The organism is Pseudoalteromonas sp. ESRF-bin5 (genome assembly GCF_002632075.1).
In the GTDB taxonomy this organism is placed as follows: Bacteria; Pseudomonadota; Gammaproteobacteria; order Enterobacterales; family Alteromonadaceae; genus Pseudoalteromonas; species Pseudoalteromonas marina.
The window spans coordinates 12,034-37,602 of the sequence record NZ_NTLW01000260.1; the positions used below are offsets into that span (position 1 = coordinate 12,034).

General features: G+C 39.1%; 21 protein-coding genes and 2 pseudogenes. 9 read left to right on the forward strand and 14 right to left on the reverse strand.

What is annotated here, in order from left to right; translation table 11 throughout:
- Positions 1-23 precede the first annotated feature (23 nt).
- The 3 genes from purB to BCG07_RS16065 all read left to right on the forward strand — a co-directional run bounded on the left by purB (position 24) and on the right by BCG07_RS16065 (position 3,114).
- Positions 24-1,394, forward strand: a complete 1,371-nt coding sequence (gene purB / locus BCG07_RS16055) for an adenylosuccinate lyase (RefSeq protein ID WP_006792839.1) — start codon at positions 24-26, stop codon at positions 1,392-1,394.
- Between the two features lie 87 nt (positions 1,395-1,481).
- Entirely contained in the window at positions 1,482-2,639 is a 1,158-nt protein-coding gene (locus BCG07_RS16060) for a cupin domain-containing protein (RefSeq protein WP_286891083.1), read from the forward strand.
- Positions 2,640-2,655: 16 nt separating this feature from the next.
- Positions 2,656-3,114, forward strand: a complete 459-nt coding sequence (locus BCG07_RS16065; protein WP_243530670.1) for a GNAT family N-acetyltransferase — start codon at positions 2,656-2,658, stop codon at positions 3,112-3,114.
- Positions 3,115-3,156: 42 nt separating this feature from the next.
- On the opposite strand, the gene BCG07_RS16070 is transcribed toward BCG07_RS16065, so the two are convergent.
- The 3 genes and pseudogenes from BCG07_RS16070 to BCG07_RS16080 all read right to left on the reverse strand — a co-directional run bounded on the left by BCG07_RS16070 (position 3,157) and on the right by BCG07_RS16080 (position 6,047).
- Positions 3,157-3,600 carry a DUF4826 family protein gene (locus BCG07_RS16070; protein ID WP_286891084.1) on the reverse strand — a complete coding sequence of 148 codons (444 nt, stop codon included), beginning with the start codon at positions 3,598-3,600 and terminating at the stop codon, positions 3,157-3,159.
- A gap of 117 nt (positions 3,601-3,717) precedes the next feature.
- Positions 3,718-5,106: pseudogene (locus BCG07_RS16075) on the reverse strand (M28 family peptidase).
- Positions 5,107-5,633: 527 nt separating this feature from the next.
- Entirely contained in the window at positions 5,634-6,047 is a 414-nt protein-coding gene (locus BCG07_RS16080) for a hypothetical protein (RefSeq protein ID WP_286891085.1), read from the reverse strand.
- Between the two features lie 291 nt (positions 6,048-6,338).
- On the opposite strand from BCG07_RS16080, the gene BCG07_RS16085 reads away from it, so the two are divergent.
- Positions 6,339-7,142, forward strand: coding sequence for a polyamine aminopropyltransferase (locus tag BCG07_RS16085; RefSeq protein WP_248519760.1), 804 nt, complete (start codon positions 6,339-6,341; stop codon positions 7,140-7,142).
- On the opposite strand, the gene BCG07_RS16090 is transcribed toward BCG07_RS16085, so the two are convergent.
- Complete coding sequence (locus BCG07_RS16090; RefSeq protein WP_286891086.1) at positions 7,143-7,547, reverse strand: GFA family protein; 405 nt, start codon at positions 7,545-7,547, stop codon at positions 7,143-7,145.
- Positions 7,548-7,832: 285 nt separating this feature from the next.
- Here BCG07_RS16090 and BCG07_RS16095 point away from each other — a divergent pair, with 285 nt between their 5' ends.
- Positions 7,833-8,666 carry a hypothetical protein gene (locus BCG07_RS16095; protein WP_286891087.1) on the forward strand — a complete coding sequence of 278 codons (834 nt, stop codon included), beginning with the start codon at positions 7,833-7,835 and terminating at the stop codon, positions 8,664-8,666.
- A gap of 141 nt (positions 8,667-8,807) precedes the next feature.
- Positions 8,808-10,655 (forward strand): ABC transporter ATP-binding protein, encoded by a 1,848-nt coding sequence (locus BCG07_RS16100; RefSeq protein ID WP_286891088.1) that lies wholly within the window; start codon positions 8,808-8,810, stop codon positions 10,653-10,655.
- 59 nt (positions 10,656-10,714) lie between these two features.
- On the opposite strand, the gene BCG07_RS16105 is transcribed toward BCG07_RS16100, so the two are convergent.
- Positions 10,715-11,134 carry an MAPEG family protein gene (locus BCG07_RS16105; protein ID WP_243530687.1) on the reverse strand — a complete coding sequence of 140 codons (420 nt, stop codon included), beginning with the start codon at positions 11,132-11,134 and terminating at the stop codon, positions 10,715-10,717.
- A 158-nt stretch (positions 11,135-11,292) separates the two neighbouring features.
- The gene (locus BCG07_RS16110) at positions 11,293-12,333 is read right to left on the reverse strand and encodes an endonuclease/exonuclease/phosphatase family protein (protein WP_286891096.1); all 1,041 of its coding nucleotides are present in this window, start codon (positions 12,331-12,333) and stop codon (positions 11,293-11,295) included.
- A 235-nt stretch (positions 12,334-12,568) separates the two neighbouring features.
- Here BCG07_RS16110 and BCG07_RS16115 point away from each other — a divergent pair, with 235 nt between their 5' ends.
- Together BCG07_RS16115 and BCG07_RS16120 are read left to right on the forward strand one after the other, a co-directional pair.
- A complete protein-coding gene (locus BCG07_RS16115) occupies positions 12,569-13,831 on the forward strand; it encodes a valine--pyruvate transaminase (protein WP_286891089.1) in 1,263 nt (420 codons plus the stop codon).
- 282 nt (positions 13,832-14,113) lie between these two features.
- On the forward strand, positions 14,114-15,313 hold the full coding sequence (locus BCG07_RS16120; protein ID WP_286891091.1) for an Nramp family divalent metal transporter: 1,200 nt from the start codon (positions 14,114-14,116) through the stop codon (positions 15,311-15,313).
- An 80-nt stretch (positions 15,314-15,393) separates the two neighbouring features.
- Here the strand turns inward: BCG07_RS16120 and BCG07_RS16125 are convergent, their stop codons facing one another.
- Positions 15,394-15,846 carry a hypothetical protein gene (locus tag BCG07_RS16125; protein ID WP_286891092.1) on the reverse strand — a complete coding sequence of 151 codons (453 nt, stop codon included), beginning with the start codon at positions 15,844-15,846 and terminating at the stop codon, positions 15,394-15,396.
- Here BCG07_RS16125 and BCG07_RS16130 point away from each other — a divergent pair.
- A complete protein-coding gene (locus BCG07_RS16130; RefSeq protein WP_243530698.1) occupies positions 15,831-17,012 on the forward strand; it encodes a PQQ-dependent sugar dehydrogenase in 1,182 nt (393 codons plus the stop codon). The two genes, BCG07_RS16125 and BCG07_RS16130, sit on opposite strands and share 16 nt — an antisense overlap.
- Positions 17,013-17,079: 67 nt before the next feature.
- On the opposite strand, the gene BCG07_RS16135 is transcribed toward BCG07_RS16130, so the two are convergent.
- The 7 genes and pseudogenes from BCG07_RS16135 to serS form a co-directional block, all read right to left on the reverse strand.
- The gene (locus tag BCG07_RS16135; RefSeq protein ID WP_243530701.1) at positions 17,080-17,508 is read right to left on the reverse strand and encodes a retropepsin-like aspartic protease; all 429 of its coding nucleotides are present in this window, start codon (positions 17,506-17,508) and stop codon (positions 17,080-17,082) included.
- Between the two features lie 815 nt (positions 17,509-18,323).
- Positions 18,324-19,532, reverse strand: coding sequence for a CsgG/HfaB family protein (locus tag BCG07_RS16140; protein ID WP_243530704.1), 1,209 nt, complete (start codon positions 19,530-19,532; stop codon positions 18,324-18,326).
- Positions 19,516-20,922: a DUF6844 domain-containing protein gene (locus BCG07_RS16145; protein ID WP_243530706.1), complete on the reverse strand. Its 1,407-nt coding sequence runs from the start codon at positions 20,920-20,922 to the stop codon at positions 19,516-19,518. The genes BCG07_RS16140 and BCG07_RS16145 overlap by 17 nt, the downstream gene beginning before the upstream one ends.
- Before the next feature lie 221 nt (positions 20,923-21,143).
- Positions 21,144-21,764 (reverse strand): penicillin-binding protein activator LpoB, encoded by a 621-nt coding sequence (gene lpoB / locus BCG07_RS16150; RefSeq protein ID WP_243530709.1) that lies wholly within the window; start codon positions 21,762-21,764, stop codon positions 21,144-21,146.
- 21 nt (positions 21,765-21,785) lie between these two features.
- Entirely contained in the window at positions 21,786-23,228 is a 1,443-nt protein-coding gene (locus BCG07_RS16155; protein WP_243530712.1) for a COG3014 family protein, read from the reverse strand.
- A 305-nt stretch (positions 23,229-23,533) separates the two neighbouring features.
- Positions 23,534-23,806 (reverse strand): annotated as a pseudogene (locus BCG07_RS16160) (integrase core domain-containing protein); the annotation flags it as partial.
- A gap of 565 nt (positions 23,807-24,371) precedes the next feature.
- A partial coding sequence (serS, locus tag BCG07_RS16165) for a serine--tRNA ligase (RefSeq protein ID WP_286891094.1) occupies positions 24,372-25,569 on the reverse strand: 1,198 nt, incomplete at its 5' end.

Sequence of the window (25,569 nt, forward strand, 5' to 3'; positions counted from 1 at the left end):
CAAACAAAAATTTAGGAGTTATTATGGAGCTTTCAGCGTTAACGGCTATCTCGCCAGTTGATGGTCGCTACGGCAGCAAAACCACTGAACTACGCAGTATTTTCAGCGAATTTGGATTAATTAAATACCGTGTAATTGTTGAAGTGCGTTGGTTGCAAGCGTTAGCTGCAGCAAGCGACATTAAAGAAGTGCCCGCATTTAGCGACCAAGCAAATGCACTTTTAAACGCTATTGTTGATAACTTCAGTGAAGCCGACGCGCAGCGCGTTAAGGATATTGAACGAACAACTAACCACGACGTCAAAGCCGTTGAATACCTTTTAAAGGAAAAAGTAGCTGATAACGCAGAGCTACATGCTATTAACGAATTTATTCACTTTGCATGTACCTCAGAAGACATTAACAACCTATCACATGGTTTAATGTTAACTGAAGCACGTGACAGCGTATTATTGCCATACTGTGACCAATTACTTAACGCCATCAAAGAAAAAGCAATTGAGTACAAAGCAGTGCCAATGATGACTCGTACGCACGGACAACCTGCTACACCATCAACTATGGGTAAAGAGTTTGCAAACGTATACATGCGTTTAAAGCGTCAACGCGATCAAATTGCGCAAGTAGAAATGCTTGGTAAAGTAAATGGCGCTGTTGGTAACTATAATGCTCACCTTAGCGCTTATCCAGATTACGACTGGCATACTCATGCAGATAAGTTTGTATCGAGCCTAGGGTTAACATTGAACCCGTTTACCACACAAATTGAACCACATGATTACATTGCAGAATTATTTGATGCAATTGCACGTTTTAATACTATTTTGCTTGATTTTGACCGTGATGTTTGGGGTTACATTGCCCTTAACCACTTTAAGCAAAAAACCATTGCTGGCGAAATTGGCTCATCAACTATGCCACACAAAGTTAACCCTATTGATTTTGAAAACTCAGAAGGTAACTTAGGTTTAGCAAATGCAATTTTTGCACACCTTGCACAAAAACTGCCTGTATCTCGCTGGCAGCGTGATCTTACCGATTCGACAGTGCTACGTAACCTTGGTGTGGGTATGGGTTATGCGCTTATTGCATATCAATCAACGCTTAAAGGTGTTAGCAAGCTTGAAGTTAACGAACCACGTTTACTTGAAGAGCTAGACCAAAACTGGGAATTACTCGCTGAGCCTATTCAAACAGTTATGCGTAAATACGGCATTGAAAAGCCATACGAAAAACTTAAAGATTTAACCCGTGGAAAGCGCGTAAATCAAGAAATAATGGCTGACTTCATCGATGGTTTAGATCTTCCTGAAGTTGCTAAAGTAGAAATGAAAAAACTAACACCGGCTAATTACATTGGCCGTGCGGTTGAATTTATTGATGATTTAGTTTAATTATTAATCACCACTATCAAAAAGCGAAAGGGTTATCCTTTCGCTTTTTTTGTATAAAAAGCAAAGCAATTACCGGCAGGCAAACGTATGTATCAATTAAAAATAAACGATTTATCTGAACAAGAATTTTTAACCCACTTTTGGCAAAAAAAACCTCTTTTGATCAAACAAGGGTTTAGTCACTTTGAAGATCCACTTGATGCAAACGAACTTGCTGGCTTAGCAATGGAAGACGCTATTGAATCGCGTATTGTTACAAATCACAATAACGACTGGCAAACCCATCAAGGTCCTTTCGAGGACTTTGATTTACTCACAGAGGAAAATTCAACGTTATTAGTGCAAGCAGTCGACCACTGGCATCCAGAGGCAGCCCAGCTGCTAGAACCGTTCAGATTTATCCCTAACTGGCGCATTGACGATTTAATGATCAGCTTTTCTACCCCTAATGGTGGTGTTGGCCCGCATTTAGATCAATACGATGTTTTCATTATTCAAGGTGAAGGAAAGCGTCATTGGCGAGTTGGCCTACCCGACCCAACTCTTAAGCAATTTGCTCAAAATAAAAAATTATTGCAAGTTGAAGCCTTTGAAGCAGTCATAGACTGCATTTTAGAGCCCGGTGATATTTTATATATTCCACCAGGCTGCCCGCATGAAGGCTACGCGGTTGAAAATGCACTTAATTACTCTGTTGGATTTAGAGCACCAAATCAGCAAGATTTACTATCAAGCTTTGCCGATCATGTTATTGACACTGAAAGCGGACAAAAACGCTACACAGACCACAACTTAGTTACAAGAGCCTCAAAAGGTGAGCTTACAAATAATGAAGCTGAAAAGGTTAAGCATCTTATCGCCTCAATGCTAGAAGATGATGGTCTTTTCAAGCAATGGCTTGGCAAAACTTTAAGCCAACCCAAACATGAAATGGACTTGGCACCAGTAGAACCTGCTTTTTTCCAAGAGCAAATAGCAAACGAATTGGCAGAGCCAGATACTATTTTTGAACGTGTAGGTGGAACACGAGCAATTTATCAGCTGTGTGAAAATGAGCTTTTAGTAAGTATTAATGGTGACAATTTCACTCTTCCTATCGGGGACATAGCAGCAGTAAAATTACTAACGGACGAAACCGAGTTTAATACTAATGAATTAGCTAACGCTCAAAATAGTCTAGTTTTTGTTCAAATGTTTACTATACTTGTTAATGAAGGCATTTGGTTTAACGCAAACCAAGAGTAACAAGTAGGAGGCAATTGTGGGTTATCGTATAAACAAAGTTGAATGGGATCGACAAAAAAATGAGTTACAACAAATAAGGGAGCGTGTATTTGTTTACGAATTACATATCCCTAAACGCGTTGAATTCGATAACCTCGATAAATTAGCTTTGCATGTGCTTGTTACAGACGACAGCTTTTGTCCCGTCGCAACAGCCCGCCTGTGTAATGACGGCTTAATTGGACGCTTAGCTGTATTGCCTGATCACAGAAACCGAGATGTTTACTGCTCGTTACTTAATTATATTTTTGACATAGCAGTAGAACAAGGTATTGAATCAATTAGCGTTAATTGTGTTCTACACGAAGTTGAACGATTTAAACGTAACGGCTTTATAAAACAGGGTAATGTGTTTATGGAGGCAGGTATACCTAGGCAAAGAATGAAATGCCCAGTTAGGTGTGCTGATACAACACCTTTCACACTAGTTCATTAATTAAGTTGTAAGGGTAATCAAAGCTTGATTACCCTTTTTGGATTATTTTGGTTCGTGAGCCCACAGCTTATCGTTATCGTATAACTCGTAAAGGCCATGTGCTCTTTTCACTAATAGTTTAGCAAAGTCTGCCTGTGTTTTATCTCGTGCGCCCGCACTCATTATCTGGTCTGCTTTTAACTGCCATTGCAATGAAAAATAACGCATGGCATCACGCGCATCTGACGCTGCACCCACTTCAGCATGGTCTGTTGGTAATTGCCCTGTAACAACCCAATACGTTTTTCCGTTTTGCGCTTTAAATTTCCACATGGCGCAAATAGGGGCTAAAAAGCGGCTGTCTTGCTCAACTACAGATTTAGGCATAATGCCTTTTTCTGCTAAATACTTTTGTGCTGTTTGAAAACACCCACGTTGCCATGCAACACGTTGTTGCTCAGCTAGTGCTTGCTCTTCAGGTGTTAATTGTTTTTGTTGTTGTTCCATTGTAATGACCTTATTACTTCTTTTTAAACACTGTAAGGTCTTAGTAAATAAGGTGCAAGCATAAAACAGGCTGCTTGCACTTTAAAAACTCTGACTGCTTTGTTTTTATACAAATTGCTATTTTATATTATGGTCAAACGAACCAACATCCCCCGGAAACACAACGGGCGACTCAAAACCATCATGACTAACAGATGAAATACCAAAGTAATAATTGTCTATTACTACATTCTCAAGTGTGAAATCAGCAACATTACAAACGTATTTACTAAACTGCCATTGCGGCTCGCTTGTGTAACGCCAATATATTTTATAACCGGCAATTGTGTCATCATTACTTTTTTGCCACGAAAACGAAGTACTAGCCTTTACTGCGCCAGTAATTTTAACGTCTTTAGGAGGGGCTGGAGCCCAAGCCATAGATGCCATAGTTACCGCATTGAGTGACGTTAGTTTAGCTGCATAATCAAAATCAACCCCGTCAATCGTATCGCCATATGTAATGCCATTTTCTGTTCGTAGGTCTTGGTGTTGACGATCATAATGCTCGTTTGTTTCCATTATGCGCACTGCTGCAAACCCAGCATCGTTAAATGGACGATGGTGCCCGCCTCGTGCAAACCTGTCTAGCCTGTAAACAAGCATTGTATCAAGGTTGGGGATGTACCTATCAGCAACAGTATCAATATAACGGGCTAAATTTCTACTTGCAGAATCAACCTCACCACCCGTAAATCGACGGGTACGAACCTGTGCTTTTGTTTCAACAACACGTGTGCCCTCTGAAAAAATACGTGCGGTTGTGTTATCAGTCACTCCATTTATACCGGTAATATTGCCAATCATGTCATTATTTAAAACACCATGTACTTGCCAGTTATTCTTTTGAGCGTGCGCGGTTAAAATTTTACCACCAAATAACCCCTGCTCTTCCCCTGATAACGCAGCGTAAACCACAGAGCCATTAAATTTATATTTACTCAGTACGCGTGCCGCTTCAATAACACCAGCAACACCCGATGCATTATCATTAGCGCCAGGAGAGTCACTAGTAAAATCCATTACATCGCTTACACGTGAGTCTATATCACCCGACATCATCACCATTCTATTTGGTTCAGTACTGCCGCGCTGAATAGCAACAATATTTACCACCTCAACAGGATCAGGTATGCGTTTTTCGCCTGAAATAGTGTCTGATACCTCAATAATCTCTAGGCAACCACCACATTGTGCGGATATTTTTTCAAACTCAGCTTTAATCCAACGTCGAGCAGCACCAATACCTCGAGTGTCAGATTTAGTCTCTGAAAGTGTATGACGTGTACCAAAGTCCACCAGCGTTTGAATATCGCTGCCAATTCGCTCTGCTGACACACTTGCCGCAATATCATGCAGATTTTGTTGATCTTTCTATTGCATATCAGCCGCAATAACGCCACTTGATGCTGAGCAAGCAAACGCAAGCATGCTTAGCTTTAATAATTTAATTGATGGTTTAAGCATTTATGTAGCTCCTTATTTTTATTGGTTTACAATTACCTATGTATTTGTATATCGCAATTAATTTGAGGTAGATACGAAAATAAGCACGCTAAAGCGCAGAAAAGAATAGTACTAATTCGAGTTCAATATAAAAATAGTTACCAAAGTTATGAAGTAAGGTAGCAGACCAAATATCCAAAGTTTTAACCCAAGCGTGTAATGCCTAAGCACTGTTGTATTCAACCTTGCACGAACTCTGCTTTTATAATCCACAGCGTTACCCAACGCTAAATGCATACCCCCTAAAATTAACGCTAAATAAAGTGTACTGAACACGATTAAATTATTTCTAACGGAATCAGTAAGTAATTTTACATAATCAAAACAAAAGAAAAGAGCAAATAAACCAATATAAATAGATAGCACCATACCGATTAGGACACTCGCCTTGTGCCCCGTGTGCGTATTATTTGGGTCAACTTTTTTCAACCATTGAGCACACACAAAATGTACAGCGCAAATAAACGATCTCATTTTCTACCCTTGAATTAATGAGTAAGTTGGATATTGTTATAACCTATAAAACGGTCATGTAACCCCACACTTAGTAACACCCCAGCAGAAAACATAAATAAAAGTATAAACACTACACAATTAACGGCTGTACTTGTTTGCACGCTAGTAGAAAAAAGATGTAAACATAAAGCCAAAACAACAGTGAATATTGCAAACTTGTTGAATACAAAATAGCTGGGTATTTCAAATGCCCACAACGACGTTTCATTTATAAATTGCCTGTAACCATAAAATACAAAGGCAATAGCACCAACCAAAGCAACGGTGAAAGTAATTAGCGTGATCTCTAATGCCATATTTTTATAAATAAGCAAATAACCGAGTCGAATTGAGTAAATAAAAATAGCGAGCCAAATTAACAGCACAGGGCCTAAAATTAATCCCATTTTTCTCTCCTTGAAAATCTTAAATGATTTAATTTAAACCAAAATACTACACGGTAAAGCAAATCAATAAACTTATAACCAAATAACTTAAGTAAACTTTTTATTTTCGTGCCAAACTAAGAAACTTAGACTCTGGATAATAGAGCGATCCAAGCACCTATTGCCGGTAAATTCGCCTTGTTTTTATTAAAAGTCCCAGACTAGTAAAATTTAATTATCATCATGATTTAACACGTTAGTAAATCACTTAATCAGAGTTCCGTTTAAGCAGTCAATTTAAAAAGTAAGAGTATGCGCCAGTTAAAAAATGAAACGTTAAAATGTAACCTTGTACAATTTAAGCAAACCACGCTAGGTCCTATCTATGTTTATGAAAACGCGCAATACCGATGGTTAACACTTGACGAAAAATGTGAACAAGATGCTGTTATTCAGGGCGTAATGAGTAAAAGCAACGCAGAGCAAGTTTTGGTACCTGTAAATCAAAGCATGCTGCTGTTTTTATTAAAACCGGTAACCAATCTTAAAATGCTAAATTTAGGGTTGGGAACCGCGGGCGTAGAGCGAGTTATCTATTATCTATTCAATAAAACAAAATTTTTAAATACTCTACACACCTTTAACACCGTTGAAATTACCCCTGATGTGGTTGAAATTGCACAAACACATTTTTATTTGCCAAAACCACACTCTGTATTTTTACAGTCAGCAGAGCAATTTATTCAGCAATGTAAAATTAAATACGATGTGATCACCATCGACATATTCAGTGGAGAGTACCACCAGCCATTTTTAAACAGCGCTCTTTTTTGGCAAAACGTGACGCGCTGTTGCAATTCAAGCAGTCAAATAACACTCAACTTAAACCCTAAAACAGGTCAAGAGTTACAGCTGTTGTTGGCCTTGTTAAGAAAGTACTTTAAAGCAATCGCACTTGTTGAATTTAATGAGTATAAAAACATTGTTATTGTTTTGAGCCCTAGCTCACTAAAACACATTAGCGTCGACAATATTCAAGATTCTGACGTTTTTAAACATCTTGCTCCCAATTTATATCAAGATATTAATCATATTTACCACATTGAATCTTTTTAATTAGCGACCGGGTTCATGCTTTTTATAGCAAGGCAAACTGGTTTCTAACTGTTCCCAATTCGCTTTTGATGTAACAAAATTATGAGATATAGGTTTTTCTGCAATATCTGAATCCAGTAAACCTAATCGAATACGAAAACGGCTTTTATCACTGGTATTTTCGCTATAAATAGGCGAACCACAACAGGCACAAAAATACCGTGTTCTACCGGGTTTAAACGCGTATCCACTTAATGAGCCTTGCCCTTGAGTGATTAAAAACTCATCATCGTTTACAAATCCATTTGTAGCAAACGCTGTTCCGCTATTTTTTCTACACAAAGAACAGTGACAGTGAATAATACTGGTAATATTGCCTGTAATTTTCACATTTACTTTTCCACACAAACAAGAGCCTAAATACATAACACTTCCTTATTAATTTCGAAAATAAGCACAGGCGTATGTTAACTATAAAGTTATTTGATATGAATAAGTTTTAGTTATTTACTGAGCGCGACTACAAAATTTATATAGCTTTTGCTTAAACTTAAGCGCGTTAAATTATTTTGGTTTACAATAAATCAGTTATTGGTTATAAATAAACTGCAATTTGGTAATGTACAATTTAAGTTATTCAACAATAAGTTATTACCAATAACAATTTATTCCTGTTTATGCTATCAATAACAATTAAATAAAGAGTAAACAATGCGCTATAAAAACGTTCTTCTGCCAATGTGGTTAATCACGTTAGTAGCATGCAGCCAAAATCACCAACACCCTTCCACAAATCAATGGCTGTTAATCGATAATTTTGAAACGCAAACGCTAACATGGCAAAAAGCTGATACAGACAATCAAACCAATCCATACATAGCCAACCCACAAGTGACAAAAATTTCACGAGAGGCTGAATCCTCAAATCATTACTTATTAAAAAAACCAGCCGCCGAAGGCATTATTGGTAATCGAAAAGCACTCAGTTTTACTAAGCTACCAAAAGTAGTTGAAGTGGGAGAAACCTATACATTTTTTACGCGCATAAATGTAGAAGCGTTTCCTAACAATCACGCTTTTGGCTTAAGTAACTTACAACCCAATGAAATTAAAAAGCATGGTTACAATGCGTTTGAACCTACCTTACGTGTAACAGACAAAGCTGAGTCGAATGGATTTAAAAACGATGGCGCTTTAATGGTCAAAACAGATAAAGGTTACAGCAACATTCAAAACTACAACGCCGCCCAATCAGCAAAGCCCCTTAACACAAATCAATGGTACAGCATCTGGTATGTAGTGAATAACGCGCCTACAAAAATGCAAGGCCAACAATACAATGTGTATGTTCAAGGCGGTGAGTTTACAACGCAAACACTCGTGTATAAAAATGCAAAATTTAGAATGAAACGTGAACAACCACTTATTTACTTTTTGGCAAACGCAAATACTGGTCCGGCTAAAAAGCCCTATGGTAACGGCGGTTTAAAATACGACGACTTATATATGAGCCGAGGCATTAACCTTTCAAACCCTGTTAGATAAAAAGCCTGTATAAGTAATAACTAACCTGAATTTTAGATATAGAATCTCTCAACTAAAGCTCATGTTAGTTAATACAAAACTGCATTTAAAAATACTTAAATGGTATGATACTTCACATTATTTGCTATTTAAGTTTTTAAAATGTATCGACTCTTTGAAAGAATGACCAACGCATTTCCTGAGGAAAAACCCACTCAGCCGCCTTCTACTTTATTTGCGTTTTGCCGACATTACACTAAGGGCATGGAACTCTCGTTAGTGCTTATGTCGATAAGTGCTGCGCTGTTAGCAATTTTAGAAGTATCGTTATTTAGTTATATGGGCCAATTGGTTGATTGGCTAAGTACCCATACACCACAAACCCTATTTGTAGAGCAAAAAACTGAGCTAATAAAAATGGCTGTTATGCTGTTAGTCGTTTTGCCTATTGTGGTGTTTTTTCATGCCGCTATTTTGCATCAAGCCTTATTAGGTAATTACCCTATGTCGATTCGCTGGTCAGCGCATCGGTATTTACTACGCCAAAGTGTAAGCTTTTATCAAAATGAATTTGCAGGGCGTATTGCTACCAAAGTAATGCAAACGTCTTTAGCCGTTCGCGAGGCGGTAATGAAGCTACTTGATGTACTTATGTACATAGTGGTTTATTTTGGCGCTATGGTGTTTTTAGTGGCTGAAGCTGATTGGCGCTTGATGATCCCTTTGCTTGTATGGCTTGCCTTGTATGCTTCAATACAGGTTTACTTTGTGCCTAAACTTAAAAAAATTGCCAGCTCACAAGCCGATGCGCGATCAGAAATGACGGGCCGAATTGTTGATAGCTACACTAACATTTCAACTATTAAACTTTTTTCGTACACCCAACGCGAAGAGCAGTACGCCAAGCAAAGCATGGATGTATTTTTACAACCCGTATATAAACAAATGCGCTTAGTAACCAGCCTTAACTTTGCTATTAATACGCTTAACTATTTGTTGGTATTTAGTGTTGCCGCATTATCGCTTTATTTATGGTCAATGAGTGCAATTAGCGCTGGCGCTATAGCCGTTGCAGTTAGTTTATCTCTTAGGTTAAACGGTATGGCGCAGTGGATCATGTGGGAAATAAGCAGCCTGTTTGAAAATATTGGCACCGCCACCGATGGTATGAAAACATTATCAAACCCAATAAAAGTAGACGATAAACCAAACGCAAACACCCTTGAAGTAACCCAAGGCAGTATTGAGTTTAAAGATATACATTTTAATTATGGCAAAGCCGCCAACGAAACTAACCGTGGCCCGGTAATGAATGGGTTAAATATTAATATTAAACCCGGTGAAAAAATAGGTTTAGTTGGCCGCTCTGGCGCGGGTAAATCAACGCTTGTTAACCTACTGCTGCGCTTTTACGATACCGACTCTGGGACAATTAAGATTGACGGGCAAAATATTACTGACGTAAGCCAAGAAAGTCTTCGCCGCTATATTGCTATGGTAACGCAAGACACTTCCCTGCTTCACCGCTCTGTTAAAGATAATATTTTATACGGTCGCCCCGATGCAACCGAAGCTGAAATGTTAAATGCAGCAAAACAGGCTAAAGCGCTCGATTTTATTAGCGATTTAGAAGACTCAAAAGGTAATAAAGGGTTTGATGCACAGGTTGGCGAACGTGGTGTAACTTTATCGGGCGGTCAACGCCAACGTATTGCCATTGCACGAGTGTTACTTAAAAATGCCCCTATTCTTATCTTAGACGAAGCGACCAGTGCACTTGATTCAGAAGTTGAAGCGGCTATTCAAGCAAGCCTTGATGATTTAATGACAGGAAAAACGGTTATCGCTATAGCACATAGGCTGTCTACCATTGCACAAATGGATAGACTCATCGTGTTGGATAATGGTGGCGTCGTTGAGCAAGGCTCACACGATGAACTCATTGCACAAGGGGGCATATATGCAGGCCTTTGGGCTCATCAAACAGGTGGATTTATTGGGGTAGAATAACACTTAATACAAAAAACCGACGTAGTAGTACTAACACTAAAACGTCGGTTTTTTATTTACTAAGCTACTAAACGAAAACCTATTAGTACCAACATTACAATGTTGGCAATAAAGCTAATTAAAAAGAAATACGTGCGCGGGCTTGGGTTTTTCTCTGTTGCAATCACATAGTATAAAATCATGTGAATTAAACGGGCAACTACATACACCCACACACACATTGCAAAAATTGCGCTTTGGTAATTAATTACAAATGCAAATAACACCGTGCCTATAAATAATGCGCTATTTTCTAATGTATTTTGAAACGTACGGTGCGCTCTAAATATAAAGCTATCGTGCGATAAATCGTCGCTAATTTTACCCGGCACTGCACCGGGCTCCTTGGCCTTGCTAAAGGTCGCAACACCCCACTGCACCACCAGCATAATTAAGTAAAAATAAAATCCCAAATAAGCAGATAAAGACACGTCATTCATTGTTAAATCCTTTATTTTAAAACTAAGTAATTAAAGCTGTATTACTTGTGCAAATTAAATACCAAATAAAAATTCTATCTATTCAGTAGCTTGCAATATGTTGGAAATTACTTTTGTAATAACTACATATTACCAAGTGCCATTTTACAACGGGCTTTTTAAGTTCTGAGGTTTAAAGTAATACACACAACGCCATGGTCAGTGGTTAAGTCGTCTCGCTCATATTCGGGGTTAATTAAATGCCTGTCGTACGTATTATGGTTACTTACTTCAAAAAAACTATCATCGTAGCTTGGGTCAAACTCGCACGACAGTAAAATATAATCAAGCACTGAGCTGCTTGTACCAAAGTAGTGAGTTGCTTTACGTGTTAGTGGCGCTGTTTGAGCGGTGTTTTCATCATCACTGTTACTTGCTTGCTGAGCATTATCAGCGGTAATTACTAGTTTTTCAAATAATGCCCACGAATCATACAAACAATACTTAGCAAGGTAGGCCTTGGCATCCATTGCGGGCGCAAACCTTAATGTATTGGTTAGCAAGTGGTTAAGTACACCATCAGAAAGGTCGTTGTTAAAATCGCCCATTAATACCATGGGGTTTTGAGTCGCTTCTCGTCGGGTGATCATTTGTATCATAAGTAAAGTCGCTTCGCTGCCGCGTTGAATTGTTGAGCCCCAACTCCCTGCTACATTCGCTTTTAAAATATCGACAATGTTTTGCTCGGCTGTTACCGCTTTATTGTGTTCGTCTACCTCAAGCATGCCCCGCTTAGATTTAAAGTGCACTACATAGCAATCTGTATCCCCTAAGTGAGGTAACGTAACTGTGGCCCTGAGTACCTTACGACTAAATGAAAACGCCTGTGTTAAACCAAGTGAGCATGCTAGTCCCTCATCATGCTCTACCGCTATTACATCAGCAATCGGGTATTTAGAGGCAATACCAACAACAGGGTGCTTAAAAATAAAATCATCTTTAACATGGGGTTTATCAACTACAGCAAAGTGGTTATAACCTTGGTTTAGCATTAATTCTTTAAGTGACTCAATACTAAATATTTCCTGAAAACCAATTACATCGGGCTGCTGCTCGTTTATGTATTCGGTGATCCAGCGCTGTTTTCTTGCCCATTGCTCAGCGGTGTATATACGTTCAAATTCGTAATAGGCGTTAGGTGGTTCAAGGTAGTTAAACAAATTAAAGGTGGCTATTTTAAGCTCGGTATTATTAATTACAGGCTCTGTGGGCAAGTTGACTGGGTCGTCGTTTATTTTATTTGGGTTATTGATAACTAAACACCTACATTTGATCCTGAAATAATTATAACGCAGGAAGGCCGTATGTATAAGTCGTGAATTATTCTCATCTATAAATTTACTCCGTTTTTTTACGTTATACTCTTTGCCTAATTTATTAAATGTATTAGGTTTTATGAACTATTCACACTTTGGCAGCAAATTTACTCAACCCAATGGCATTACACAGCTAATGGAAGATCTTGGTAATGCTAAAAACAGTAATAACCCTAATTTAGTGATGCTTGGCGGAGGCAACCCCGCCTCTGTGCCACCAGTAAACACAGCGTTCATTAACGAGCTAAATCATTTAGTAAAAAATAATAAAATAGCGCAAATAATGGGCCTTTACGATGGCCCAACGGGTAACGATGAGTTTAGAGCAGCCCTTGCCAATCAGTTAACACAAGAATATGCGTGGAATTTAACAGCGAGCAATATTGCATTAGGAAATGGTAGCCAAGCTAACTTTTTTATTCTATTTAACCTATTTGCAGGCAAAATGGCTGATGGCAGCCATAAAAAAGTACTTTTTCCACTTGCGCCAGAATACGTAGGCTATGCCGACCAAGGTTTAACTGACGATATGTTTGTGGCCATTAAACCCGAAATAGAAATACTAAATACACCAAACGGCTCTAAACAGTTTAAATATGTAATTGATTTTGATGCGGTTAAGGCTGTACTTGCCAACGACAACAGCATAAGCGCATTATGTGTGTCGCGCCCTACCAACCCAACGGGTAACGTAATTACCGACGATGAAGTTCATCAACTAGACTTACTCGCAAAGCAATACAATATCCCCCTTATCATTGATAACGCCTATGGCGACCCATTCCCTGGCTGTATTTATACCGATGCAAACCTAACCTGGAACTCAAACATTATATTATGTATGTCACTTTCAAAACTGGGCTTGCCAGGCCTGCGCACCGGTATAGTGGTTGCCAATAACGAGATTATTAAAGCAATTAGCCGCGTTAATGGCGCTATGGTGTTATCACCTAATAGTTTTGGGCCAAGCTTAGTCACCCGCTTAATCAAAGACAATAAACTACTGCCTCTGTGTAAAAATACCATTTTGCCTTTTTATAAAAATAAAGCACAGGTCGCTGTTAGCCTATTTGATGAAATATTTGCTGACTTACCGGTTTATTTACATAAGGTAGAAGGCGCATTTTTTATGTGGCTATGGTTTAAAGATTTAAAAATAACTAGCGAACAGCTTTACCAAAAACTTAAAAAACAAGATGTGTATATAATTCCTGGCCACAACTTTTTTATAGGTATTGAAGATAGCTGGGAGCACAAACATCAATGCGTGCGTATTAATTACGCCACCGATGAAGCAACGCTCAAAAAAGGCCTAGAAGCAATTAAAATACTCATAATGTAAATACACATACAGTGTCATTATGAGTTTAATTGATGCCCTCATACTCGTTTAAAGTTTATGCAAACGCGTTCTATCCCCTTTAAATTTATATATAAATTGGTATCCTACTCGACCTTTTTTAGCATATGCTTACATAAAAGCACCCGTAAATAAGCGTCTTTAGCTGCACCGCACTTATTTTAAGTGGCGGCAATACACAACAGGCTTCGCGTATAATTATTGGTTTTAAACGTTAGGTGTAACTTTAAATAGCAACATGCAATAACACTATTAAGGTAAATTATGCGATTAGGTCCAGGATTACTCGTCACTGCTGCCTTTATTGGGCCAGGTACAATCACCACAGCCAGTGTGGCAGGCGCAAACTTTGGTTTTGCGCTTATTTGGACATTACTATTTTCTGTTATTGCCACTATATTACTGCAATCAATGGCAGCACGCCTTGGCGTTGCAACAGGCCAAGACTTAGCGCAAGCACTTAGGGCAAATATTCAAAGCCCGCTATTTAAATCGTTAGCCATATTTTTGGTGATCAGTGCCATAGGTGTTGGTAGTGCAGCATACGAAGCGGGTAATTTAAGTGGCGCGAGTATGGGATTAATTGGCATATTTCCAAATGTTAATCCGCAAATATGGACCCCTCTAATTGCTTTTTTAAGTGCCGGGTTACTTTATAGCGGCAAACATAAAGTGGTAGAAAACGCACTTATAGTATTAGTAATTTTAATGAGCTTGGTGTTTATATCGACATTGATCATGGCTTCACCATCACTGGCTGATATATTGTCAGGCTTTACGCCAAGCTTGCCCGAAGGCTCAATAACAACTGTTTTAGCGTTGGTTGGTACAACCATAGTGCCGTACAACCTGTTTTTGCACTCTGGCGTTTTAGCAGCTAAGTACGACAGCAAAAGTGACTTACAAAAAGTAATTAAGCAAACCAATGTTGATACTGGCTTATCAATTACTTTGGGCGGTGTAATCACATTAGCTATTTTATCTACCGCGTCGGTCGCTTTTTATGGAACAAACGCAGGGCAAATTAGCGCAGCAAACATGGCAGTACAACTAGAGCCCTTGCTCGGTGATGCAGCCCATTACTTTTTTGCTATAGGGTTGTTTGCCGCAGGGTTAACTAGCGCAATAACCGCGCCGCTTGCTGGGGCTTATGCCGTATGTGGTATGTTAGGTTGGTCAAACGATATGGCTAGTACTCGCTTTAAAAGCGTTGCTATTATCATCTTATTATTTGGTGCTGCGGTAGCGTCTCTTGGGTTAGACCCTGTCGCGGTTATAATATTTGCCCAAGCGGCTAATGGTTTATTACTTCCTGTTATCACTATTTACTTAGTGTGGTTAGTAAATCAAAAATCGGTCATGGGAAAATTTACCAACTCGTTTATTTTAAACCTAGTTACTCTACCTGTGTTAATGCTTATTTTTGGCTTAAGTAGTTACAAACTCATTGGTTTAATTTTTTAATAAAGTATAAAAAGGGTTTTAAAAAGCCGTGGTTTTCATTAAACAGCGGCTTTAGCTAAGGAACTAGCCTTAAAAAACACTTAGTTTAACTTTGTGTTTTCAACTACTTTAATTAGTTTTGCAAACGCGTAACCGCCAATAGCGCCTGCAACCAACTGTAAATAAAAACCCCACCCTCTTGCGCCAGCAATAATGGTTATATTCATAATAGACTCAATCGCAATGAGCGCCGTCGCAAAAGCGGCTATACCCGCTATAACAAACAGCCCAGTACTATGTGCTTTTAATTTTTTATTAATAAACCAAGTCACTAAAAAAGCAATAGTGAGTGCAACGGCAATAATAGCGCCATACGTAGGAAGTAAACCTAACCAATCGTCGAGTGTTAAATTAACACGGTCAGCAAACTCTACCACTACACCTACATTAACTAATTGATTGACAACGTATTGGCTATGAAACAAGCTAGCAAGCGTAAACGTTAGTAACCAAGCAACTAAAAATGAAGGGAGTATGCGTGTTAAAAACAACATGGTTATCTCAATTTAAACTAAATAATTTTTTATACAGTAGCAAAGGCTTGCGCGGTAAACAATGCATCTCGCTTTTTATACTATTCGCACTCTTCTCATTTAACGTCAATGCAAACAATGCATTACCTAAAAAACAATATACAATCCAAACACTCGCTACACAGCTAAACTCGCCTTGGAGTATGGTGCAACTGCCCGATGGTACATGGTTAATAACCGAACGCGACGGCCACGTAGTGGTTATTAAAAATAACGAGCAAAGTAGAATAAAATTACCACTTGAAGGTTTATACGTTGCAGGTCAAGGTGGTTTACTTGATATAGTACTCACGCCTAATTTTGCTAAGTCCAAAGAAGTTTTTTTTACCTACGCCCAAGGCGATCTTGATGCAAACAGGCTCGTAATAGCTAAAGCTACCTTCAACGGTACACGTTTTACAACGCCAACAATCATTTACAACGTAGCCACAGATAAAGACACACCACAACATTACTCTGGTCGCGCCCTTATTCTCCCTGATAACACTTTACTGTTTTCAAGTGGCGATGGTTTTGACTACCGAGAGCAAGCACAAGTAGTAACCAGCCAGCTTGGCAAAACACTGCGCATTACAGCAAATGGCAAAACACCCAAAAATAACCCTTTTATTGACCACAAAAACTCAACAGCTCATGCGGTGTATTCATATGGGCACCGTAACCTTCAAGGTTTAGTGTACGACTATGACACGCAACAAATTGTAAGCCACGAACATGGCCCCGCAGGTGGCGACGAGCTAAACTATTTAACGGCTGGAAATAATTACGGTTGGCCAGTCATTACAAACGGTGACGATTACTCGCAAGCGCGCATATCTCCATTTAGAGACTACCCGGGCATGCAAAAACCAAGCGTAGATTGGACGCCATCAATCGCCCCATCGGGTATGGCGTATTATGGCTCTAAACACGCCGCATTCCCTTCGCTTCAAAAACATGTGCTCATTACCACGCTTGTAGATAAAAAACTCTACAGCGTTAATTTAGCGAATGGTAAATTCACCCAGTCGCATGTATTTCCAGAAGCAACAGGACGATTAAGAGATGTATTTGTAACTTCGCAAGGTAATGTAGCCATATTAACCGATGGGAAAAATGCTGAGCTGATGTTGTTTAAAGCCAATTAATTTATAGAGAAATGTTAGAGGCGCTTCGCTTTAGAATTAAGGAGTGCCTTTAAGTAAGCCGCTGTTATCAATCAAAATCAGACAATGGCTCTCTAATTGTCAGTGTATTAGTACCAAAATCTAATATGGCTTGGTATTTTCTAAAAAATGGCGAGCCTAATAATCCATGTATTGAATTGCCACCACCAGCGGCCTGAACATGGTCTAGGTCTAGTGATACAAACTGTGTACTTTCATACAACTGCCCTGCCAATTCAAATTTTACAACGTCTATTAATCCCATTTCGTGTTCGGCTGTACCTAAACCTGCGGCATTTTCTTCGCTTAGTGCCTCTTGTATTCCAAGCTTTTTAATACATGCTCTATCTAAAACAGATGCACCCGCCGCTGTATCTAAAATTAAATTTACTTTATGCCCGTTTATTTCAGCTTGTATAATTTGATGCCCTGTTTCTGTTACTTCAAATTTTATGCTTGTGGTTTTAGCTAGTCCCATGAATGTTCCTTATTTAGGTTAATTTACAAACACTCTACTACAGTTGCCTTCTAAAACAACCTTAAAAATATGCAAGCAAGTGACTTTTCACTTACATCCCTTTTGTATTTCAAATATGGCAGTAATTTCTCAAACTAAAGATACAAAAACTAATTATATTAAAGAAAATTAATGCACAAAGAGAGTCAGAGGCGCTTCGCTTTTAGCGGGATAACAGCCAGATAATTTCCGCTTCTAATGTTTATAAGCAAGAATTACCTATTTATATTTTCGGAATCAGATCACTGTTATAAATGAGAATTTAACCACTGTTTCGCCAAATTTAAATGACAGAGATGGTGCATAGTGACAAAAGTAGCCAATACGGTAAAACAGGGTAATACCCCATTTCTAATGGAGGCGAACTGTAGAATTTCCGTTATTTGACTTTTCAAGCATTTGTTGTACTCAGAACCCTTTGCCACTTTTATGTCACTGCCTCTTGAAAAGCCTCAAAATTTAGACGCTCGTTAATATATATTTTCTTTCAACGACGATTTTCAACTTCAAGCTCTTTTATGCGTGTCATTAAAGGCGCATTCATACCGCCGTATTTAGCGCGCCATTTATTAAATTTTGCTCTTCACTAAAAAGTACTTAACTAAAGCCAATTTTATAAAAAATTTTACAACTTGAAAACATGGAGTTAACGTATGATTATTGTTTGACCTGATAATCTCGTAAAAACGTTGTATTGTGAGTTACAAAATGTGTTGTGCGAGCTAGAAGTCGTATCAGTACGTCAACTTAGGGTTTACACCTACTTGATATTCACCTTAATTGTCAATAACAACACCGCCATTTGGCGAAGGCTTCAGTTCTTTTTTTTGCATAGCGGGAATTAAAATCCCGCCTGCCGCCGACGCTTCTACTGTCGATTTCGGTTCTAAATTCCCCGGGTTGTTTAAATACTCAACGAGTGAAGGTCTGACTATAGCGCCTTGTCGCATTGTTTCAAGATTACCTTCGATAACCGTTGCATACGATACTTTACTTGTAACTTTGTCAATTAGCACTTTGCCAGCATAAATTTCTTCTCGCCCTAGTGACTCTTTTGTATAAGGATCAATAAGCTTTTTCCCTAAGTCAAAAACATCATAAAGCTCTCCAACCTTCACGCTTGTTCCTCCTTGGTTAAGCGTGATGGAGCCGTTTTGATTAGAGACTATCCTCATCGGATAGATAGCACTGGCAATCCCTCTAGATATCATTTGCGCGGTAATTGGGTCTAATATATTTTCGTTGATTGCCACAGAATCTTGCCATTTTATTTGTCTTGTAGCGAGGTTTATGACTTTATAGTCTATTTTAGACACTACGTTTTCGACATATGACGTTTCGCCGGTGAAAGCGTTTTCTGACTGATGAGAATTGTCTTGAAACGATGCAGTCCCAACAACAAGATAATCTAAGCCTAACACTTGTCCAAGTCGCATTTTTTCTTTCAGTGGCGAATCGCTGCTAAGTAGAAGGCGCTTTTCTGCTTCGTAATCGCTATTGTGTTGACGGTCTAAAATTGCGAATCGGCGTGTCTGTACTAACGCACTTTGCAGGTTGTTTGAAAACGCATAGCCATCACTGCCAGCGAATGGTGCAACCACAAGCTTGCGCCGTTTGTTTACATTCAGACCGGGGCTCTTGTAAACAGGCACAACGACATTTAGCAAGACTTCACATTCTTCATCGCACAACGAATCTATAACTTCATAGCTAGTGATCTGACCCTTTGTCTTCATGGCGGTAATATTCGACATCGCAACACTAGAGTTGGACTTTCCATTTGTCCTAATTTGATTTGCTATTCGTATGGTTTCACTATTGATACTAGTGCCATTCACTTGCGCAACGGCTTGAATCAAGCCAGCCTCAATAGCCAAGTCCTTCGTAGCGCCAACGGCAGAAACTTCAACTATTCGCTCGTCTGCCAATGCTGTTGTTGATACCCCAAGCAGTAAGAAAATTAATGGTTTAAAAATCTTCATCATCAACCTCTATACTTTCGCCAGATTTTGCTTTGAAATTGACTTTGCCCGCGGCGGATTTCTTTTTTAAACCCTTGTTCGCTTTAAATGCTCTTGTCGCTTGTTCAGCAAGTGGGTGCCATATAAGTACAACACCATTCACTTCACGGTTCGTCACAGGGTGTTTTGCGCTCCATCTTGTTGCTTCTTGAACGCCGGTCAATCCTTTCACACTCGACGCCATTCTGGAGCTTTGTGACGTTTCCTTGATAATTTTGGCTACGGTTTCCTCTTGCGTTTCAGTAGTGTTGCCGTCAGTTAATGAGGCTGTCGCGGTTCTGGATTTATCACTTGTTGTTGAACTTGAAGCGTTAACTTCACCAACTAAATTATACGCTTCTGCTATGTGTGCCCATGCATTAAGCTCTGCGTCTAGGTAGCTAAACTCTCGATTATCTGCACATTCTTCATAATCAGAAACATTACAATCGTTTCCTGACATTCCATAAGAAAGAATAACGGGATAACCATTTTCATCCCAATGAAGTTTCGTTCCGATTTGATACATAAAATTAGAGCGATATTTTTCTAAATAGTCCTGAACAGACATACTGGCTTTTTCTGGACTAGGTTCGATATTGCCTTTACTCTTGCGAAGAGAGGCCAAGAAATTTTTCTTTTTGTTTGAAGTCGCAACGATCACCGACACAGCAGTATTTCCATTTTCGTCAGTTTTCTCGAAGGACTTCATTATTTGAGACCCCGTAATATCACCTCTTGATGAGCTTGAAACGGACTGGGTTATCGCCTTCTGCATCATGACTTTTCTTTTATTAGGAGGAGCTGCGTTATATTCGCTAGGGTTAACACCAAGCTCTTCTAACTGTGAGTCGACTGTGGCATCGGCTAAAGCGACTACTTTATTTAAAAGCGCTTCAAACCGACTTTGACTTTGAATTTCCTCTTGAGTGAACTCTGGAAGTTTGTTCGTCTTAAATGACTTTCTTACCGTTTCTGAAGCAACACTCGTATATAGCTGTTTAAGTAATTTTTCTCTCGCTTTTTGTTGAGCTTCTGTATACGCCAATACACGGGCATCTGCCCAACCAGCTTCCGTAGGTTTGAGCCTAATGAGTGCAGTACCAGAGTGAATAAAAACTTGTTTCCCTTGTGAAGTAAATTTGCGCCTCTTCTCAGTTATATATTCTCGCGCTTTTTCTTCAACGTATGCATAGGCATCTTCTGGTTGTTCATTATGCGCTTCGACTGTCGCCTCAGCGCTTGAAGCTGGTTGCTGTGCTTGTTTATCTTCTATAATTAGGTCGACCTCTTCTGATACCTGTTCCTGTGCAACAGCACTAATTGAGGAAAGGAGAAAAAATAGGCTTGTTAGTCGTATTAATGAACTTTTCATATATTTTCCTTGTTCTTTTGCACTATCATAAAATGGAATAAGTTAGGTGTGCACATCTCGCAAAAGAAGAATTGAATAAAATAACTGTTTAGATTGATATAGCTGAATTTGCGTTAACACATAAAAGCATAATAAAGGCTGCAAGCTTAATTATTAAAGGCTTTCTGACTTCTGATTAATTGATAAAAAAGTCTTCCTCAATTATTAAACTTGCAGATTTTTTACCACGTCACTGAATCATTACTCCCGGTTTTTGCAATTGGGTATTCACCTTCCCAATACGCAAGTCCAGTCTCCAGTTGTGTAAGAGTGAGTTGAAAATAATATTCGACGAGTTGCTCTGAGCGATTAACCCTATTTGTTCGTTGTATTATTTTACCGCTCAAACTAAAATCGGGCGAAATTACTGTACCATTTTTCTTTACTGTGTTTTTATTAATTAATGCGGAATCGTTCAGCTCTCGTACCTTCGTGCTACTAGTATCTTCAGGGCCTGAGCCAGTAAAATTAACGGCTGTTGTCGTAAGGAACTTACCACTTTGCAATAAACCTACACGAATCTTCTTAACTAATTGATCAGTATCGATGCGCTGGGAGGTGTCGTTGATAATGTTATATATAGATAAAATATATCGGCCTCCTTTATCAGCCTCAGGATGCACAAGCAAAGGGCTTGCGATGATATCGTTTAATGCTTGATTAGCGGCTTGGTCAAAATCTCTTTGAGAAAGCCCAAGCACTGCGATACTTTCATTTCCACTGTCAACATATTTAGTGGTAGATTGACAGCCACTAACCAAAATAACGGCTGGCAGAACGGTTGCTAATATTATCTTCTTCACTGTGATACTTCCTTACAAGTGTTAAATAGAGATTACTTCTACAGAGGGTGCCAGAGTCGAGTTTATGGCTTTTACATAAATGATATTTTTCTTTGCCGGGTCAACGCTTACTGATAATGCTTGGCTAAATCCAGGTGAGTTAATGGTTACTTGACCCGAACCATCATTCTCTAACATAAGTGCTTGGAAGTTCTTTGGAAGGACGCTCCAAGTTCTTGTGTCAGCTTGCGTTGTAACGGCTTGAAGAACGCCTGTTGCCATACCAAGCCAAATATTTTTGTCATTTACTTGCTTTTGAACAACGGTTTTTACGACAGAGCGCGTGATTTCACGGGCCAATATAAGCGGCCACTCTTCCTTGAATTCAGCTTTAATGATTCTATCCATATCAGCTATAACTTCACTCATTTGACCGTTAACCGATACATAACTAAATTGATCCATTTGCTCTTGAATCTTTGGAAGCGCAACACCTGCGTAATTCACATTCTCAGATACTATAAAAACGGGAAGGTCTATTCTGAATTCCTCTTTTTTCGCCATTTCACCATTTTCGAATATCACCCAAATGTTAGTTACAGAATCAAGAGAAGTATTACCACTGCTAATGTTTTGGGCAAGGGCAAGCGTGTCAGTAGCGACATTCGTGTCTATCATATTCGACACACGTTTAAAGCTGTCTACGGCTTTATTTACATCTGAAGAGTCTTGTGCATTTAACATGAAAAATAAACCGTGCATGAACGTAGAAAATGGATTTACGTAACCGTCATATGCTGTCCACTGTGACATATCAATGTTTTGTTCTGCTAACAACTCATCGGCTTTTGACAAGCTTTCATTAACCTCAGCATCGCTAGCAACTTCTTTTTCCTCTAATTCTTTTTTTGCTTCTTCTTCTTGCTTTTCGCGTTTCTCGTTAATGCGTCCAGCAAAGTAATCTGCAGCTCTGCGCTGCCTATCATCTGAACGGTTCCATTCTACACGCGCATTTTGAAGGTCCCCCATTGCAGTGAAGTTAAGCGCTTTATAGGTGTTCACCATAATTGAATCGTAAACGCTTTGCTCGTAGTCTAGGAACGTGTCATTCGTCAATGAGCTTGTCAGCGTTTCAGAAACATTAGTCACCATGCCCTCGGTATCTTCGAGATACATAACATCTTCGATTAGGTCAAAGTACTTATTGCTTGCTTCATAATTTTTTTCAAACCGATATATACTTGCAGTCTGCATGCCCCAAAACTGATCATCCAAAGCATTATCTTCTTCGTCATAATCAGCTTGATCAAGCGCTATTTCCTTCGCTTCAACTAAGTTTCCGCTAGCCAGAACGACGTCAAATTTACTAATTTTAGAGTCTGGTGTGAGGGAGTTGGTTAAGCTTGACAGCGGGCTCTGTCCGTCAGTTGTAGCACAACCTGAGAGTAAAAGTGTGGTGAGTGATGCAATTGCAATTTTTTTCATTAACATTCCATATATAGTATATCTGTAGGCTGCTAAGAATATGGAACGTATTAGAACGATACCAGTCTTTGGTAAAAGCCTTTATTTTTGATTTTTTTAATTTACATTTTACATCATAAGCCACAAACCGTCATTGTCAACTTTTAAAACAAGCCGAATCATAGAAATTATTTTGCTCAATTTTCTAGGACTTACTAATTCAGTCTGCTTTCTTGGCTTTACAATTTATAAAACTTAGATTAAGTCAGTTTCTTAATTACGCGGATTCAAATCTGAAGTGCATAACGTTTAGGCGGCTTTAGCCGCTAAGTGTTTAGTCGTAAACTAATTTTGGCCAAGGATTTGTATTCTAACCAGTATCTTTTCTCTGACTCATTTTGTATTGGTCCACCGTTATAGCTATGAGGCCTAACCTGGTTGTAATATCCAATAATATATTTAATGACTGCATTTTCCGCTTCAATAAATAAGCGGTAACCCGTTGTTGGTACCCATTCTGTTTTTAAACTTCTAAAGAATCGCCCCATCGGGTTATTGTCCCAACAATTACCACTACACTTGGATAGTTCTGATTTTAAAAACTGCACTTTATTCGGCTTCGTCCATTCATCACCCAAACGATGCATACCATAATTACAACTAGTAACTATATAAGACAACATCTCCGTCTCTTTTTAAGCTTGGGGCCTGTTATCGACCACCTTTAAACTTGAATTTAACGGAGCTACTTCCAGCACGGTCGGCTTAAAACTGACACAACCTGATAAGGCAATAATCAATATAATTACATACAAGATTTTCTCAAAACTAACACTCCCTCTTTGTGGCTAACAATTTTGTATCCGACATTTGTCGCTTTATAAACCGACAAATGTCCAAATATTACCAATATTTCTAATTTAACCGGCGAATAAGCTCATGTAAACAATTAGTTAGCTCTCATCTATATTTAATGAATGCAGAAAAACACCAAAATAATGGAGATCAGTAATATTGAACAAAAGAGTAATGCAATAATAAATATAAAACATAGACTTTTTCGTCTGACCTTTAACCTTTTCCCTAAAACAAAAAAGCCGCTATTCGTTTAAAACAGCGGCTTTTCTACTTAAAGCTTATAGCTAAAAACTGATAGCTAGTACTTTAAGCTTTACCAATCACTTCAAGTCCACCCATGTATGGGCGTAATACTTCTGGCACGACTACTGAACCATCGGCTTGTTGGTAGTTTTCTAGTATGGCTACGAGTGTGCGGCCAACGGCTAAGCCGGAACCATTTAGTGTATGGAGTAACTCTGGCTTTTTAGCACCTTCACGGCGAAAACGAGCCTGCATACGGCGCGCTTGGAAATCGACCATGTTTGAACAAGACGAAATTTCGCGGTAGGTATCTTGTGCCGGTAACCATACTTCTAAGTCGTATGTTTTAGCTGCGCCAAAGCCCATGTCGCCCATACATAAAATTACTTTACGGTATGGTAGTTCTAATGCTTGTAAAATTTGCTCTGCGTGGCCTGTTAGTTCTTCAAGCGCTTGCATTGAATCTTCTGGTTTTACTAGTTGTACTAGTTCAACTTTATCAAACTGATGCTGGCGAATTAAGCCGCGTGTATCGCGACCGTAGCTGCCCGCTTCACTTCTAAAACACGGTGTGTGCGCAGTTAAGCGAATCGGTAAATCGCTTTCGTCGTAAATCTCGTCGCGTGCGCTGTTAGTCAACGGTACTTCTGCTGTTGGGATTAAGCTAAAGCCAGCTTGTTGTTCACCGTCGTCGTTTACCAGGCCTAATGTATGGAATAAGTCGCCTGCAAACTTAGGTAATTGGCTTGTACCGTATAGGCTTGCGCTATTTACTAAGTACGGTACATACATTTCTGTATAGCCGTTTGTGTCTGTGTGGGTGTCTAGCATGTATTGCGTAAGTGCACGGTGCATACGCGCTACTTGGCCACGCATTACTGTAAAACGTGCGCCACTAATTTTAACGCCCATTTCAAAATCTAGGCCGTTTAGGTCTTGCCCTACATCTACGTGATCTTTTACTTCAAAGTCGTACTTTTTAGGCGTGCCCCAGGTAAGTATTTCAACGTTGTCGTCTTCATCAGCGCCTTCTGGTACTGATTCGTCTGGTAAATTTGGAATTGCTAAAGCAATGTCGTTAATCGCGTTGAGTACTTCGTCTTGCGCTTTTTTAGTTGCGTCTAATTCGCTGCCTAAATTTGCCACTGCGTCTAATAGCGGCTGTGCGTCTTCGCCTTTCGCTTTTGCTTGGCCAATGGCTTTAGCACTGGCGTTACGTTGACTTTGAAGCTCTTGCGTTTTTACTTGTAATGTTTTGCGT

Excerpts from the sequence above, each read along its gene's own strand:
- BCG07_RS16120 (WP_286891091.1), top strand. The coding sequence starts at position 14,114 with ATGCGATTAGGTCCAGGATTACTCGTCACTGCTGCCTTTATTGGGCCA.
- BCG07_RS16105 (WP_243530687.1), bottom strand. The coding sequence starts at position 11,134 with ATGAATGACGTGTCTTTATCTGCTTATTTGGGATTTTATTTTTACTTA.
- BCG07_RS16080 (WP_286891085.1), bottom strand. The coding sequence starts at position 6,047 with ATGGGATTAATTTTAGGCCCTGTGCTGTTAATTTGGCTCGCTATTTTT.
- BCG07_RS16135 (WP_243530701.1), bottom strand. The coding sequence starts at position 17,508 with ATGGGACTAGCTAAAACCACAAGCATAAAATTTGAAGTAACAGAAACA.
- BCG07_RS16100 (WP_286891088.1), top strand. The coding sequence starts at position 8,808 with ATGTATCGACTCTTTGAAAGAATGACCAACGCATTTCCTGAGGAAAAA.
- BCG07_RS16145 (WP_243530706.1), bottom strand. The coding sequence starts at position 20,922 with ATGAAAAGTTCATTAATACGACTAACAAGCCTATTTTTTCTCCTTTCC.
- BCG07_RS16070 (WP_286891084.1), bottom strand. The coding sequence starts at position 3,600 with ATGGAACAACAACAAAAACAATTAACACCTGAAGAGCAAGCACTAGCT.
- BCG07_RS16060 (WP_286891083.1), top strand. The coding sequence starts at position 1,482 with ATGTATCAATTAAAAATAAACGATTTATCTGAACAAGAATTTTTAACC.
- BCG07_RS16085 (WP_248519760.1), top strand. The coding sequence starts at position 6,339 with ATGCGCCAGTTAAAAAATGAAACGTTAAAATGTAACCTTGTACAATTT.
- BCG07_RS16155 (WP_243530712.1), bottom strand. The coding sequence starts at position 23,228 with ATGAAAAAAATTGCAATTGCATCACTCACCACACTTTTACTCTCAGGT.
- BCG07_RS16125 (WP_286891092.1), bottom strand. The coding sequence starts at position 15,846 with ATGTTGTTTTTAACACGCATACTCCCTTCATTTTTAGTTGCTTGGTTA.
- BCG07_RS16140 (WP_243530704.1), bottom strand. The coding sequence starts at position 19,532 with ATGATGAAGATTTTTAAACCATTAATTTTCTTACTGCTTGGGGTATCA.
- BCG07_RS16090 (WP_286891086.1), bottom strand. The coding sequence starts at position 7,547 with ATGTATTTAGGCTCTTGTTTGTGTGGAAAAGTAAATGTGAAAATTACA.
- BCG07_RS16095 (WP_286891087.1), top strand. The coding sequence starts at position 7,833 with ATGCGCTATAAAAACGTTCTTCTGCCAATGTGGTTAATCACGTTAGTA.
- purB (WP_006792839.1), top strand. The coding sequence starts at position 24 with ATGGAGCTTTCAGCGTTAACGGCTATCTCGCCAGTTGATGGTCGCTAC.
- BCG07_RS16115 (WP_286891089.1), top strand. The coding sequence starts at position 12,569 with ATGAACTATTCACACTTTGGCAGCAAATTTACTCAACCCAATGGCATT.